The 12,545-nt window shown below is 68.6% G+C and carries 11 protein-coding genes; 4 read left to right on the top strand and 7 right to left on the bottom strand.

Features of this window, described 5'->3' with window-relative positions:
- Nucleotides 1-431: 431 nt before the first annotated feature.
- The 4 genes from ACN5KJ_RS19120 to ACN5KJ_RS19105 form a co-directional block, all read right to left on the bottom strand.
- Complete coding sequence (locus tag ACN5KJ_RS19120) at nt 432-1,481, bottom strand: ABC transporter permease (protein ID WP_418595631.1); 1,050 nt, start codon at nt 1,479-1,481, stop codon at nt 432-434.
- 12 nt (nt 1,482-1,493) lie between these two features.
- On the bottom strand, nt 1,494-3,029 hold the full coding sequence (locus ACN5KJ_RS19115; RefSeq protein WP_418595629.1) for a sugar ABC transporter ATP-binding protein: 1,536 nt from the start codon (nt 3,027-3,029) through the stop codon (nt 1,494-1,496).
- 90 nt (nt 3,030-3,119) lie between these two features.
- Nucleotides 3,120-4,121 carry a substrate-binding domain-containing protein gene (locus ACN5KJ_RS19110; RefSeq protein ID WP_418595627.1) on the bottom strand — a complete coding sequence of 334 codons (1,002 nt, stop codon included), beginning with the start codon at nt 4,119-4,121 and terminating at the stop codon, nt 3,120-3,122.
- 94 nt (nt 4,122-4,215) lie between these two features.
- Nucleotides 4,216-5,226 carry an ABC transporter permease gene (locus ACN5KJ_RS19105; RefSeq protein ID WP_418595625.1) on the bottom strand — a complete coding sequence of 337 codons (1,011 nt, stop codon included), beginning with the start codon at nt 5,224-5,226 and terminating at the stop codon, nt 4,216-4,218.
- 231 nt (nt 5,227-5,457) lie between these two features.
- On the opposite strand from ACN5KJ_RS19105, the gene ACN5KJ_RS19100 reads away from it, so the two are divergent.
- The 4 genes from ACN5KJ_RS19100 (at nt 5,458) to ACN5KJ_RS19085 (ending at nt 9,911) form a co-directional block, all read left to right on the top strand.
- The gene (locus tag ACN5KJ_RS19100) at nt 5,458-6,456 is read left to right on the top strand and encodes a dihydroxyacetone kinase subunit DhaK (RefSeq protein WP_418595623.1); all 999 of its coding nucleotides are present in this window, start codon (nt 5,458-5,460) and stop codon (nt 6,454-6,456) included.
- Between the two features lie 18 nt (nt 6,457-6,474).
- The gene (dhaL, locus tag ACN5KJ_RS19095; protein WP_418595621.1) at nt 6,475-7,107 is read left to right on the top strand and encodes a dihydroxyacetone kinase subunit DhaL; all 633 of its coding nucleotides are present in this window, start codon (nt 6,475-6,477) and stop codon (nt 7,105-7,107) included.
- Between the two features lie 111 nt (nt 7,108-7,218).
- Nucleotides 7,219-7,830, top strand: coding sequence for a DAK2 domain-containing protein (locus ACN5KJ_RS19090; protein ID WP_418595619.1), 612 nt, complete (start codon nt 7,219-7,221; stop codon nt 7,828-7,830).
- Nucleotides 7,827-9,911, top strand: a complete 2,085-nt coding sequence (locus ACN5KJ_RS19085) for a bifunctional sugar-binding transcriptional regulator/dihydroxyacetone kinase subunit DhaK (protein WP_418595617.1) — start codon at nt 7,827-7,829, stop codon at nt 9,909-9,911. The genes ACN5KJ_RS19090 and ACN5KJ_RS19085 overlap by 4 nt, the downstream gene beginning before the upstream one ends.
- Nucleotides 9,912-10,022: 111 nt before the next feature.
- On the opposite strand, the gene ACN5KJ_RS19080 is transcribed toward ACN5KJ_RS19085, so the two are convergent.
- The 3 genes from ACN5KJ_RS19080 to iolE are packed head-to-tail and all read right to left on the bottom strand — an operon-like array spanning nt 10,023 to nt 12,527.
- Nucleotides 10,023-10,796, bottom strand: a complete 774-nt coding sequence (locus ACN5KJ_RS19080) for a TIM barrel protein (protein WP_418595615.1) — start codon at nt 10,794-10,796, stop codon at nt 10,023-10,025.
- A gap of 28 nt (nt 10,797-10,824) precedes the next feature.
- Entirely contained in the window at nt 10,825-11,622 is a 798-nt protein-coding gene (gene iolB / locus ACN5KJ_RS19075) for a 5-deoxy-glucuronate isomerase (protein ID WP_418595613.1), read from the bottom strand.
- An 11-nt stretch (nt 11,623-11,633) separates the two neighbouring features.
- Nucleotides 11,634-12,527 carry a myo-inosose-2 dehydratase gene (iolE, locus tag ACN5KJ_RS19070; RefSeq protein WP_418595611.1) on the bottom strand — a complete coding sequence of 298 codons (894 nt, stop codon included), beginning with the start codon at nt 12,525-12,527 and terminating at the stop codon, nt 11,634-11,636.
- Between the last annotated feature and the right edge of the window lie 18 nt (nt 12,528-12,545).

The following is a 12,545-nucleotide window of genomic DNA, read 5'->3' as shown; positions in this document are numbered from 1 at the left end:
ACCGGCCTGACCCTGTTGGCCGTCGCAGGCAACGACACCATCCAAGGCATCAAGACGGATGAGGCGACACCAAGGCCTGACCGGCTCGCCAGCCCTGGGCTTCCGGGGATTGGCCGGGTCGTCAGTCCGCCTGCCGCTGTCGATCGCAGCCTTGTCCGGCGGGAACAGCCGCCGGGCAGGGCGCCGCTCAGGTCTTGTGCGGGAATGGCGCCAGTTGGCCCTATACCGCGACCCGGGTCAGCTCGTCGCGCCATGTCCGTTCTCCTCGAATTCCGGGAGATAGAGGATTGGTCGCAACCAGGATTAAAACGTGCCCGTGTGCAAAAATTAAATCCCATAATGAACGTTATGTTAAGTATGTAGGGACTCCGGCGGGATCGAAGGTGCCGAAGACCGGCCGCCGGTGCGGCCCGAGGGTCCGTCCGTGACGGTCAGGTGGCGCGCACCTTGTCGAGACGGGCGAAGAACAGCCCTGCCACAAGGATGAAGCCCCCAAGGATCGCGGTCTGCCAGCTGCTGGGGATCCCGACGAGGATCAGCACGTTGCTGACCAGTGTGATCAGCAGCACGCCCAGCAAGGTGCCCTGCACGCTGCCCGAGCCGCCGGTGATGCGGGCACCGCCCAGCACAACGGCGGCGATCACCGGCAGCTCGCTTCCGGCAAGGTCGAAGGGGTTGGCCAGCCGGTTCGCGGTGACGTGGATCACGCCCGCCAGACCCGCCAGAAGCCCGGCGAAGGCAAAGGCGAAGACGCGCACCCGGCCAACCCTGTAGCCCAGCCGCGCGGCGATGTCCGGTTTGCCGCCCACGGCAAAGATCGCCCGGCCGATCATGGTGAAGTTCAGCATCCACCAGGTGACCAGCGCCGCCGCCACCAGCACGAGGAAATAGGCCGGAAGCTCGACCGCCAGCCCGCGCTCGGTGGTGACCGAGATCAGCGTCAGCCGTCCGAACCCGTCCATCGCGGCGGGAATGTTCATGAACAGCGCCGTGCCGACAAAGGTCAGCAGGAAGCCGCGAAAGGCGTATTGCGTGCCGATGGTGACGATCAGCGCAGGCGCCTTCAGCGCGTTGACCAGAAGCCCGTTGATCGCCCCCAGCCCCGCGCCTGCCAGCGCCGCCAGCGCCAGAATGGGCGCCATGCCGAGATCCGGCGCGACATTCACCACGAACAGCGTCAGCGTGTACATCACCAGCGCCGCGACGGCGGTGAAGGACACGTCCAGCCCGCCCGAGGCCAGAACCACCAGCACCCCCAGCGCGAACAGCCCCCGCACCACCGAGGCGCGCAGGATGTCGAACAAATTGGCCAGCTGCCAGAAGTCGGTGTTGATCGCGCCCACCACAAGGCAGGTCAGCACGATCAGCGCCAGCGGAAACACCGTCGGGTGCTGCGCAGACCAGGTCCAGAAGCGGCGGCCAGCGGAAAGCGGGGCGGCGGATTGTGTCACGTCGGGGGACTCGGTGCGTGTCATGGTCATGGTCTGCTGTCCTTACGCCGCATCCAGCGCCTGCGCGCCCGCGATGGCCGTGTAAAGCCTGTCTTCGTCGATGTCTTCGGCCTCGAAGGTGTCGTGGATGCGCCCGTTCCGCATCACCGCGATGCGGTCGCAGTTCTGCAAGAGCTCCGGCAGGTCGTCCGAGACGATGACAATGCCCATGCCCGCCTCGGCCTGGGCCTGAATGATGCGGAAGATGGTGTCCTTGGAGCCCACATCGACCCCCACGGTCGGCCCGTGCAGGATCAGCAAGCGCGGCTCGGTCGCCAGCCAGCGCCCGATCAGGACCCGTTGCTGGTTGCCGCCCGACAGCGACGAAACCGGCGCGTCCACGTCGCTGGCGACGATCCTGAGATCCTGCAGCACCTGCTGCGCCCGCGCCCGGGCGCGGCGCCGGTCCACAAGGCCAAACGCGCCCCTGAGCCTGTCCAGGATCGACATGGTGATGTTCTCGGAAATCGGCTTTTCGAGGAACAGCCCCTCTGTCAGCCGGTCCTCGGGCACATAGGCGACCCCCGCCGCAATGGCGCGGTGCGGGGCCGACAGGTCCATCGGCGCGCCCTCCAGCATGGCCGTGCCGGTGTCGGGTCGCGCCAGCCCGGCCAGCGACAGGGCCAGTTCGTTGCGCCCCGAATCCGCCAGCCCGGTCAGGCCGAGGATCTCACCCGGCGCGACGCTCAGCGACAGGTCACTGTAGTGCCCTGCAAGGCTCAGCCCGTCGACCTGCAGGAGCGGTGGCGCCCCCTGCGGCAGCGCGGCGGCGCGATAACGCCCCTGTTCCAGCTCGCGGCCCGTCATCCAGCGACCGATCTCGGCGTTGCTGGCCCGGCCCACGTCGACGGTCTGCACCAGTTCGCCATCGCGCATCACCAGCCCCGTGCCCCCCATCTCGCGCGCCTCGTCCAGCTTGTGGGTGACGAAAAGCACCGCGGCGCCATTCTGCTGCAGGCGGCGCACGGTGCGGATCAGCGTGTCGACTTCGCGCCGGGTCAGAGAGGTGGTCGGCTCGTCCATGATGACCAGCCCCGCCTCGCCCGCAACGGCGCGGGCGATCGCCACGCGCTGGCGCAGCGCGATAGGCAGCGTGTCGATGGGCCGGTTCAGGAAGGCGCGGTCGGTGGGCAGGCCGACGGTCTCCAGCGCGCGCCGCGCAGTCTGGGTGACGCGGCCCCGGTCGAGCCTGCGGAACAGCCCGCCATGCCCTTCGACCAGCTGCTCGGACAGTCCGATGTTCTCGGTCACCGTCAGGTTCGGCAGCAGCGACAGATCCTGATAGACGGTCTCGATCCCCGCATCCAGCGCCTGGATCGGGTCCAGCCCGGTCATGTCGCGCCCCTCGACGATGACCTGCCCCGAGGTGGCGGGCTGCGCCCCCGAGATGATCTTGATCAGCGTGGACTTGCCGCAGCCGTTCTCGCCCAGCAGGTGGTAGAACTTGCCGCGCTCGATGCTCAGGCTGACCCCCTTCAGCGCGTGCACGCCGTCGTAGCGTTTATGCAGCGCGCGGGTTTCCAGAAAGGGATCGGGCATGGCTGTGCTCCTGTCGGGGCGGTTGCGCGGGCGCAGGGCCGCAAAAGGACAGGGACGCGCCGCGCCCCTGCCCCGGTTCTGGCGGTCGGATCAGAACGGGAAGTCGGACCAGTTGTCCGCCGTCACGTCGACCCAGGCCTGGCCGCGGACGATCTTGCCCTCACCCGGCCCGTCGCTGACGGTCACATTGGTGTATCCCGGCACGCCAAGGTCGTCGCCGGTGGCGATTTCTTCGCCGTTCAGCACCTTGTGGGCGAGGATGTTCATGACATAGCCCGCATCCTTCGGATCCCAGAAGGCGATGCCGTCCACCGCGCCGCTTTCCAGATAGGCCGAGCTGTCCTTGGGCAGGCCAAGGCCGTAGACGCAGGTTTCCTCCTCGAGCCCGGCTTCCTCGACCGCGCGGCCAATACCGATCACGTCGATGGCCGAGCCGCCCTGAAAGCCCTTGATGTCGGGATGGCTGCGCAGGATTTCCTTGGCCAGCTCATAGGCGCGGTTGGCGTCGTTGAAGCTTTCGTTCTTGGGCGAGACAAGCTCCATCTCGGGGAATTGCGCCATGTAGTCCGCGCCGCCGTCGGCCCATTGCACATGGGTCAGAGAGCCGAGCGAGCCGACGAAAGAGGTCCACTTGCCCGACTGGCCCATGCACTCGGCGATGTCTTCGGCGAAATGCGCGCCGAATTCGGCGTTGTCGAAGGCTTCGAGGTCAAGCTGGGTGTTCATCATGTTGTCGGCCTCGTGGGTGATCACGGTGATCCCCCGCTGCTGCGCCCGGCGCAGCACGCCTTCCAGCGTCGAGGGATCCATCGGCACGATGGCCAGCGCGTCGACGCCCTGCGCGATGAGATCCTGCACGATGGCCGCCTGCTGCGCCGCATCGGCGCGGCCCGGTCCGACCTGACGGGCCGCGATGCCGTCGATCTCTGCGTCGTAGGCCTTCACGCCCTCTTCCATGCGGGTGAACCAGTTCTCGCCCGTGACCTTGACCACGGTGACGATTTCCTTGTCCTGCGCCTGAGCGGCGCCCGCAAGGCCCAGCATCGCCATGGATGCGGCCAGCGCGGTCAGGGTGGGCTTGTTGAAATGCATTGTCTTTCTCCTCCGGTCATCCCGTTTGCCCCAAGGCGTTGCCGGTGCCGTGCGTCGGGGCCGCGCACGCCGGAATCCGGTTCAGTGACCCTTGTCAGGCGGCTGCGGCGGGGTGTCGGCGTCTCAGGGCGCCGGTGTAGCGCGCCCAGTCGAGCCGCGCGTTGGCAAGGAAGGCCAGCAGCAGCAGCCCCCAGGCGCAGTCGCGGAAGAAGTTCGAGATCTGCATGAAGTTGAACAGGCTCGACAGGATCTGCAGCGCGATGGCCGAGAGCAGGACGCAGACCACCCGCCCGTAGCCGCCCTCGGGGCGCACCCCCGCCATGACGGCGATCAGGATGGCGACCAGCACGTAAGAGCTGCCATAGTCCCATTTGATCGAGGAGGTGCGCGCCGCGATGACGATCCCCGCGACCGAGGCCAGCACCCCGGCCAGAAGATAGGTGCGAAACAGCATCGAAGGCACCCGCACCCCGGCGAAACGCGCCGCCTTGGGGTTCGACCCCATCAGGAACAGGTGGATGCCGAAGCGCGAGAACCGCAGCAGCGCCGCCAGCGCCAGCGCGATGACGATCAGGATCGCGAAGGTCCGGGGCACGCCCATGTAGGGCATGTTGCCGAAGTCGTCGATCACCGGCACATAGCCCAGTTGCAGCGCCGAGCCGCCGGTCAGCCCCACCGCGACCCCGGTGAACAGAAGCTGCGTGCCCAGCGTGGCGATGATCGGCGTCATGCCCGCGAACCCGATGAGCGCGCCGTTCAGCGCCCCGCCCGCCACGCCGGTCAGCAGCGCGACCCCCGCGAACATCGCGAAGAAAGCCACCGGCGCGGCGCTTGCGTCGAAGGCGGCGGAGGTCGCCAGGTAGGCGACCACGCCCGACAGGTTCGCCAGGGCGATGCCCGACAGGTCGATGCCGCCATTGCCCGAGACCATCGCCAGCATCACGCCAAGCGCGAGCAGCGCCAGTTCCGGGACCTGCGTGCCCATGGACTGGAAATTGTAGAGGGACATGAACCGCTCGCCCACCAGCGCCATCGCCGCGACCACGATGGCGGCGTTGATCCCGACAAGGAACACGAGCTGCGGGTCCAGCCGTCTGGATTTCATGACATTCCTCCCACTGAGGCCGGGGCTTTCAGGGCCGCCGGGCCTCCTGACCCCGAAAGAAGCGCGCATCGCTACTTTTGTCAACGGCAATCTTTGTTTTGTAAAATTCACTGCGGGATTTCGGTTGACAGCCGCCACATGTCTCGGAAATGAAAGGAAGACGGTGGCGGCCCCTTTGCATGGGCTCTCGCCGGAACCGCGCCCATCCGGGGCGCGACAGGAGGAGCCTTCATGCAAAGACTGTTCAACGACCCTGACGATATCGTGGATGAAACCGTCTCCGGCTTTGTCCGGGCGCATGCCGATCTGGTCAGCCTGTCGTCCGCGAATCCCCGCGTCGTTCTGGCGCGCGGCTGTGGCGAAACCGGCCGCGTCGGTGTGGTGACCGGCGGCGGGTCGGGGCACGAACCGGCTTTCGTGGGCTACGCCGGACCCGGCATGGTGGACGCGGTCGCCGTGGGCGAGCTGTTCTCGTCCCCCACCGCCAAGGCCTTTCTAGAGGCGATGCGCGCCGCCGATGGCGGCGCGGGCGTGGCGGTGCTTTATGGCAATTACGCCGGCGACAACATGAACGTGAAGATGGCCGCCCGCATGGCCGCCAAGGAGGGCATCGCGGTGCGCACCGTCGTCGCCAACGACGACGTCTGCTCTGCCCCCGCCGAGGAGCGCGCCAAGCGGCGTGGCGTCGCGGGCGAGATCCTGATGTGGAAGGTCGGCGGCGCCAAGGCCGCCACCGGCGCCAGCCTGGCCGAGGTGCAGGCCACCGCGCAGAAGGCCATCGACGCGACGCGGTCGGTCGGGGTCGGTCTGGCGCCCTGCACCCTGCCCGCCAATGGCAAACCCAATTTCGACATTCCCGCCGGCAAGATGGAGGTCGGCATCGGCCACCATGGCGAGCCGGGCACCGAGGTCGCGGATCTTGAATCCGCCGACGCGATGGCCGACCGGATGCTGCAGATCGTGCTGGACGACCACGATCTGGCCAGCGGCGACCGCGTCTGCGTGCTGCTTTCGGGCCTGGGCGCCACCCCGATCAACGAGCTTTACGTGGTCTACGACCGCATCGCCAGGGGGCTGGAGGACAAGGGTATCTCGATCCACCGGCCCTTCGTGGGCAACTATTTTACCTCGCTGGACATGATGGGCGTGACCCTGACCGTGATGAAGCTAGACGACGAACTGGCGGCGCTGATCGACGCGCCCGCCACCGCCCCCGGCATGACTGTGTAGGGCTGAGGAGGACCGCAAATGGCAAGTTTCGAAAACGCAGGATCGGGCGCGATGGTGCGCCGGGTGGCCGCGGCGGTGGTCGAGAACCGCGCCTGGCTGTCCGAGATCGACGGCAAGATCGGCGATGGCGACCACGGCAACAACATGGCCAAGGGTTTTGGCCGCGCCGCAGAGCGCATTGACGATGCCGACACGCTGGACGCCGCCTTTGCCACCCTCACCGATGTGCTGATGGGGGAGATCGGCGGCTCCATGGGGCCGCTCTACGGCATGTTCTTTTCCGACATGGCGGATGTGGTCGTGGGCAAAGATCGCATCGACGCGCCCACCTTCGCCGCCATGCTGGCCGCCGGGGCCGAGGGGGTCATGGCCATCGGCGAGGCGAAACCCGGCGACAAATGCCTGCTCGACGCGCTGTGCCCCGCCGTCCGCGCCGCCGAAGAGACCGCGCCGCAAGGCTTTCCCGCGACGCTGAGCGCAGTCCGCGCCGCTGCCGAACAGGGCCGCGATGCCACCCGCGACATGATCGCCAAGATCGGTCGCGCCAGCCGCCTGGGCGAGCGGTCGCGCGGGGTGCAGGACGCGGGCGCGACCTCTTGCGCGCTGATCCTCGTCACCCTCGCCAACGAGATCGAGGCGCGGCTGGGCTGAACGCCGGGCCGCCCCGGGGGCGTCGGGGGGCGGAATGCGCAAAGACGCGTCACCAGATTGCAAACTCCTGCGCCCGGCGTCACTCTGGCCGGTGGACGCGGAGGAGCATGGATGACCGAAGACCTCGACCGCGCGGCGCTGGCCGCGTTCCTGAAACGCGCGGCGCAAAAGCTCGAATCCCGAAGGATCGAGCTGTCGGCGCTGGATGGGGAAGTCGGCGATGGCGATCACGGCGCGTCGATGGCCGACGGCTTCTCGGCGGCGGCCGCCGGGTTTGCCTCTGACGGCGAGGATCTGCCCGGCGCCCTGCGCGCGGCGGGGCAGCGCTTTCTCAGCGCGGTGGGCGCGACGGTGGGGCCGCTCTATGCCACCGCCTTTCTGGAAGCCGCCGCGCGCAGCGGACCCGACAGCATCGGCGCGGGCGGGCTGATCGCGGCCTTTCACGACGGCATCGCCCGGCGCGGCAAGGCGCAGCCGGGCGACTGCACCATGCTGGACGTCTGGGCCCCGGCGGCGCGCAGCGCCGCGGGCGGCGACATGGCGGGCGTGCTGGCTGCCGCGACAACCGGGCTGGAGGCGACACGCGCGATGATCGCCGTCCGGGGCCGCGCCGCCCGGCTGGGCAGCCGCACCCTGGGCCGCATCGACCCCGGCGCCAGCTCGGCGCTGGTGGTGCTTGAGGCGCTGGCCGAAACCCTGCCTCAGCGGAAGGACCGGGCATGAAGGAAGGCCGCGCCAAACGGTCCGCGACAGCCGACGGCACCCGCCGCCCGCCGCTGAAGTTCGGCGAGGATCCGGTGCTCTGGGCCGCATGGCTCTACTACGAAGAGGGCATGACCCAAAGCGACATCGCCGCCACCATGGGCCTGTCGCGACCGACCGTCATCACCTACCTGTCAGAGGCGCGCGAGCGCGGCATCGTCAATATCTCGATTGCCGTGGACCGGCTGCGCAGCCTCTCGCTGGCGCAGCAGATGGTCGATCATTTCGGCCTGCGCGACTGCCTCGTGGTGCCCACGACGGGCGGTCAGCGCAGCCTGATCGACCGGCTGGGCGACGCCGGGGCGCGGACGCTGGGCTGGCACCTGCGCCCGGCGCAGACCGTCGGCATCGGCTGGGGGCGCACGATGCTGGCGGTGGCCGCCGCGGTGAAACCGCAGGCTCTGCCCGATCTGCGCGTGGTGCAGGCGACGGGCGGCACCACCGCCGCCATCCCCTACACCCCCGAGGCGGTCGCCGCCCGCCTGTCCGAGGCGCTGTCGGCGCAGGTTGTGCCGCTGTCGGCGCCCTGCATCGTGTCGCACCCGCAGGTGCGCGACCTGCTGCTGCAAGAGCCGGTCCTGGGCGAACAGATGCAGGCGCTGTCCGAACTGGATACGATCCTGCTTGGCGTGTCCTCGCTGCGCCCGAATTCGACCATCCACACCAGCGGCTTCTTCTCGAACGCGCTGGAACAGCACGACCATTACTGCGACGCGGTCGGATCGCTGCTGGGGCGGTTCATCGACGCCAGCGGCAGGCCGGTGATCGGTCCGCTTGACGAGCGCACCATCGGGCTGGCGCTGGAGCAGCTGCGACAGGTGCGCACCCGGATCGGCGTATCCGGGGGCTTCGACAAGGTTCCGGCCCTGCTGGCGGCGCTGCGCGGCGGTTACATCAACGTGCTGGTGACCGACGCCGACACCGCCGAGGGCATCCTGCGCGCCGACGGCGCGCCGGTGCTGCGCCAAAGCCTGTCGCGCCGCCCGCCGTCACCCGCGCCCGCCGAGACCGCGCCGCCGGGCGAAACCTCCCGCGCCCCGGTCAAGAAGTTCCTCAACGATCCCCGATCCGCGGTGGACGAGGCGATGGAGGGTCTGCTGAGGGCCCATCCCCACCACATCGCCGCAATCGAGGGTTCCTGCCGGGCGATCCGCCGGGCGACCCCGGCCCGCACCGGGAAGGTCGGGCTGGTGATCGGCGGCGGCGCGGGCCATGAGCCGCTGTTTCTGGGCTATGTCGGACCGGGGCTCGCCGATGCGGTGGCGGTGGGCAATATCTTTGCCGCCCCGCCCCCCGACCGGATCCTGGCCTGCTGCCGCGCGGCCTCGACCGGCGCGGGCGTGCTGCATGTCTTCGGCAATTACTCGGGCGACGTCATGAACTTCGAGATGGCCGGGGAACTGGCCGCCGCCGAGGGCATCGAGGTGCGCACCATCGTGACCACCGACGATATTGCCTATTCCCCCGCCTCGGACCGCGACGGGCGGCGCGGCACCGCCGGCAACGTCTTCATCTTCAAGATCGCCGGGGCCGCCTGCGACCGGATGCTGCCGCTGGAGGATTGCGAGCGTCTGGTTCAGAAGGCCAATGCCGCCACCTTTACCATGAGCGTCGGGCTGACCGCCGGGTCGCTGCCCGAAACCCGCCGCCCCTCGTTCGAGCTTGGCGAGGGCGAGATCGAGATCGGCGTGGGCATCCACGGCGAGCCGGGCGTGCAGCGCGGCCCGATGATGGCCGCAGACGACATCGCGGACCGCATCATGGACGGGCTGATCGCCGAGGCGCAACTGGGGCCGGGCAGCCGCATCGGGCTTCTGGTCAACGGGCTGGGCGGCACGCCGATGATGGAGCTGGGCATCCTCAACCGCCGCGTTCACCAGCGGCTGGCCGCCCGCGGGGTCGAGATCCTGCGCACATGGGTCGGGCCCTATTGCACCTCGCTCGACATGAACGGGGCTTCGATCACCGTGATCGTGCTTGACGAACAGCTCGAAGAGCTGCTGCTTGCCCCCTGCGACGGCTTTGCCCTGCGCGTCGGCTGAACCCTCGGGCGCCCCGTTGAAGGGCGCCCCGGCCGGGGCAGAGACACCAGCGGTGCAGGGACGGCGGCGCCCTTTTCCGGGGCCGTAGTCTGGCGTCGGCTGGGGCCGGTGCTACAGCGTGAAGGCCGCCACGAAGGCCTCGACGGCGGCGTCGCTGTCACCCGCCGCGTAGGCCTCCATCCCCACCGCGCCGGTATAGCCCATGTCGCGCAGGGCGCGGGCGACACCGACGTAGTTGATCTCTCCGGTGCCGGGCTCGCAGCGGCCCGGGTTGTCGGCGACCTGCACCTCGCCGATCCACGGCAGGCAGGCCCTGCACCAGCGGATCAGGTCGCCCTCGCCGATCTGCGTGTGGTAGAGGTCGAGGTTGATCCGCAACTGCGGACGGTTCACCGCAGACACCAGGGACAGCACCTCGGCGGTCGCGCCGAAGGGGCAGCCGGGATGATCCCGCGGGTTCAGGTTCTCCAGCGAGTAGACCACGCCCAGCTCTTCGGCCATGTCGCAGAGCCGGTGCAGCGTATCGCGCGCGCGCAGGGCCATCCCCGGTGAAAAGGTGCCGTGCTGCGGGATCGGAATGCCGCCCTCGCCCAGCCCGGTACCGTGCAGGTTCAGCCGGTCGACCCCCAGCCGCTTGCCCACCTCGGCGGTTTCGCGCGCCGAGGCCAGCAGCCTGTCGGCGCCCTCGGGATCGGTCAGGCGCCCGGTCAGGTAGCCGTTCATGATGGTGTAGTTGGCGCCGACCCTTTCGAGCCTTGTCAGGTCGTGGTCGGGCCAGTTCCACAGGCCGACGCCAAGACCGCGTTCGGTCAGCCGGGCGGCGCGCCAGTCGATGGGCCGGTCGCGCCAGAGCATCTCGGCGCAGGCGGCAAGCTGGAAGGGCATGGTGGTCTCCTTCGGGCGCGGCGGCCCTTTAGCGCATCAGGTGTTCGACGGGCGGCGCGGCAACGAAGCGCCATTTGCGCAGCGGTCCGGCCATGACATTCAGGTAATACATCTCGAACCCGTGCGGTGCGCCGCAGGGATGATGGCCGCGCGGCACGCAGACCACGTCGCCATCGTGCACGGCCATCGTCTCGTTCAACTGCAGGTCGTCGGTATAGACGCGCTGGATGCCGAAGCCGTCAGACGGGTTGAGCCGGTGATAATAGGTCTCTTCGAGGTAGGTGATGCGCGGAAAATCGTCTTCGTCATGGCGGTGGCTGGGGTAGGAGGACCAGTTGCCCGCCGGGGTGAAGACCTCTGTCACCAGCAGTGCATCGCAGTAGTCCTCGGCCTCCATGGCGATGTTGTTGATGTGGCGGGTGTTCGATCCCTCGCCGCGCTGGGTCAGGGTGATGCCCTCGGGGCCGATGCGGCGGGCCGGATGCCCGCCCTGCCCCGGCGCTTTGCAGACGGCAATGACGCAATCGGTGGTGGCCGTGGCGGACCAGTCCGAGCCGTCGGGCAGGTAGAGGCAATGCGGCGGCGTCTTCTCGAAGACGTTCATGCGGTCGCCCAGCTCGCCCCAGTCCTGACCGGCACCCTGCAGGGCGGCCTTGCCCTCGACCATGACGAGGATCACCTCGTCGGTGCCGGTGATGTCCGACACGGTCTCTCCGGCGCGCAGGCGCCAGAGGTCGAAACCCACGTAGCGCCAGCCCGCGCTTTCCGGCGTGATTTGGTGGACCTTGCCGTGGGTGCCGAAGGGGCGTTTGAGAAGATCGGGCATGGGGGTCTCCTTCAGATCAGGCCGGTCTCGGCGGCCTGGCGTTTCAGGGTGGCAAGGCCAAGCGTCTGGTAAAGCAGCGGATTGCGCTGCTCCGGGTCCTGCTCGGCCTCGATGACGATCCAGCCGTCATAGCGGTTTTCGGCCAGAACCTTCAGCAGCGGGGCGAAATCCACCGCGCCCTCCTGATCGCCGGGAACGGTGAAGACACCGGCGCGGACGCCGTCCATGAAGGACAGGCCCTCGGCTTCCACACGCGCGCGGATCGCGGGACGGACGTTCTTGGCGTGGAAATGGCGCACGCGGGCGACGTGTTTCCGCAGCACCGCCTCGGGGTCGCCGCCCCCGAAGAAGCAATGGCCCGCGTCGAACAGCAGCTTGGTCGCCGGGCCGGTCGCCGCCATGAAGGCGTCGATGTCCTCGGGCGATTGCACGACCGTGCCCATGTGGTGGTGATAGACCAGCGCGATGCCCTGATCGGCGCAGTATTGCGCGATCTCTTCGACCTTCGCGCCGAAGTCCCGCATCCCGGCATCGCCCAGCACCGGGCGGTCGGACAGCGGCCTGTCCTGCCCCTGCACCGAGTTCGAGGTCTCGCAGGCGATGCAGACCGTGCAGCCGTTGTGCTTCAGCCGGTCCAGATGCGGCTGGATGGCGGCCTTCTCTGCCTCGACCGAATGCGCGAGCAGGTTCAGCGAGTGCCAGCCGGAAATGAAGGCCAGCCCCGCCTCTTCCATCATCAGCCGCAACTCTTCGGGGTCGGCGGGCCAGCGGTGGCCGTTCTCGATCCCGTCAAAGCCGATCTGGCGCCCGGCCTCGTCAAGGATGCGCGCGGTCGGGATATGCGCGCCAAGGCTCTGGTCGTCGTCATTGGCCCAGGCGATGGGGTTGGTGCCGAAACGGATCATATTGGTCTCCTGCTCAGC

The organism is Ponticoccus sp. (in: a-proteobacteria), assembly GCF_048381735.1.
The sequence above is the reverse complement of the archived record's forward strand: the minus strand, read 5'-3'. Positions and strand labels throughout refer to the sequence as shown.

What these genes read in the sequence shown, in the direction of transcription:
- ACN5KJ_RS19080 (WP_418595615.1), bottom strand. Translation starts at nt 10,796, where the DNA reads ATGCCCTTCCAGCTTGCCGCCTGCGCCGAGATGCTCTGGCGCGACCGG.
- ACN5KJ_RS19110 (WP_418595627.1), bottom strand. Translation starts at nt 4,121, where the DNA reads ATGCATTTCAACAAGCCCACCCTGACCGCGCTGGCCGCATCCATGGCG.
- ACN5KJ_RS19105 (WP_418595625.1), bottom strand. Translation starts at nt 5,226, where the DNA reads ATGAAATCCAGACGGCTGGACCCGCAGCTCGTGTTCCTTGTCGGGATC.
- ACN5KJ_RS19090 (WP_418595619.1), top strand. Translation starts at nt 7,219, where the DNA reads ATGACCGAAGACCTCGACCGCGCGGCGCTGGCCGCGTTCCTGAAACGC.
- iolE (WP_418595611.1), bottom strand. Translation starts at nt 12,527, where the DNA reads ATGATCCGTTTCGGCACCAACCCCATCGCCTGGGCCAATGACGACGAC.
- ACN5KJ_RS19100 (WP_418595623.1), top strand. Translation starts at nt 5,458, where the DNA reads ATGCAAAGACTGTTCAACGACCCTGACGATATCGTGGATGAAACCGTC.
- ACN5KJ_RS19115 (WP_418595629.1), bottom strand. Translation starts at nt 3,029, where the DNA reads ATGCCCGATCCCTTTCTGGAAACCCGCGCGCTGCATAAACGCTACGAC.
- iolB (WP_418595613.1), bottom strand. Translation starts at nt 11,622, where the DNA reads ATGCCCGATCTTCTCAAACGCCCCTTCGGCACCCACGGCAAGGTCCAC.
- ACN5KJ_RS19085 (WP_418595617.1), top strand. Translation starts at nt 7,827, where the DNA reads ATGAAGGAAGGCCGCGCCAAACGGTCCGCGACAGCCGACGGCACCCGC.
- ACN5KJ_RS19120 (WP_418595631.1), bottom strand. Translation starts at nt 1,481, where the DNA reads ATGACCATGACACGCACCGAGTCCCCCGACGTGACACAATCCGCCGCC.
- dhaL (WP_418595621.1), top strand. Translation starts at nt 6,475, where the DNA reads ATGGCAAGTTTCGAAAACGCAGGATCGGGCGCGATGGTGCGCCGGGTG.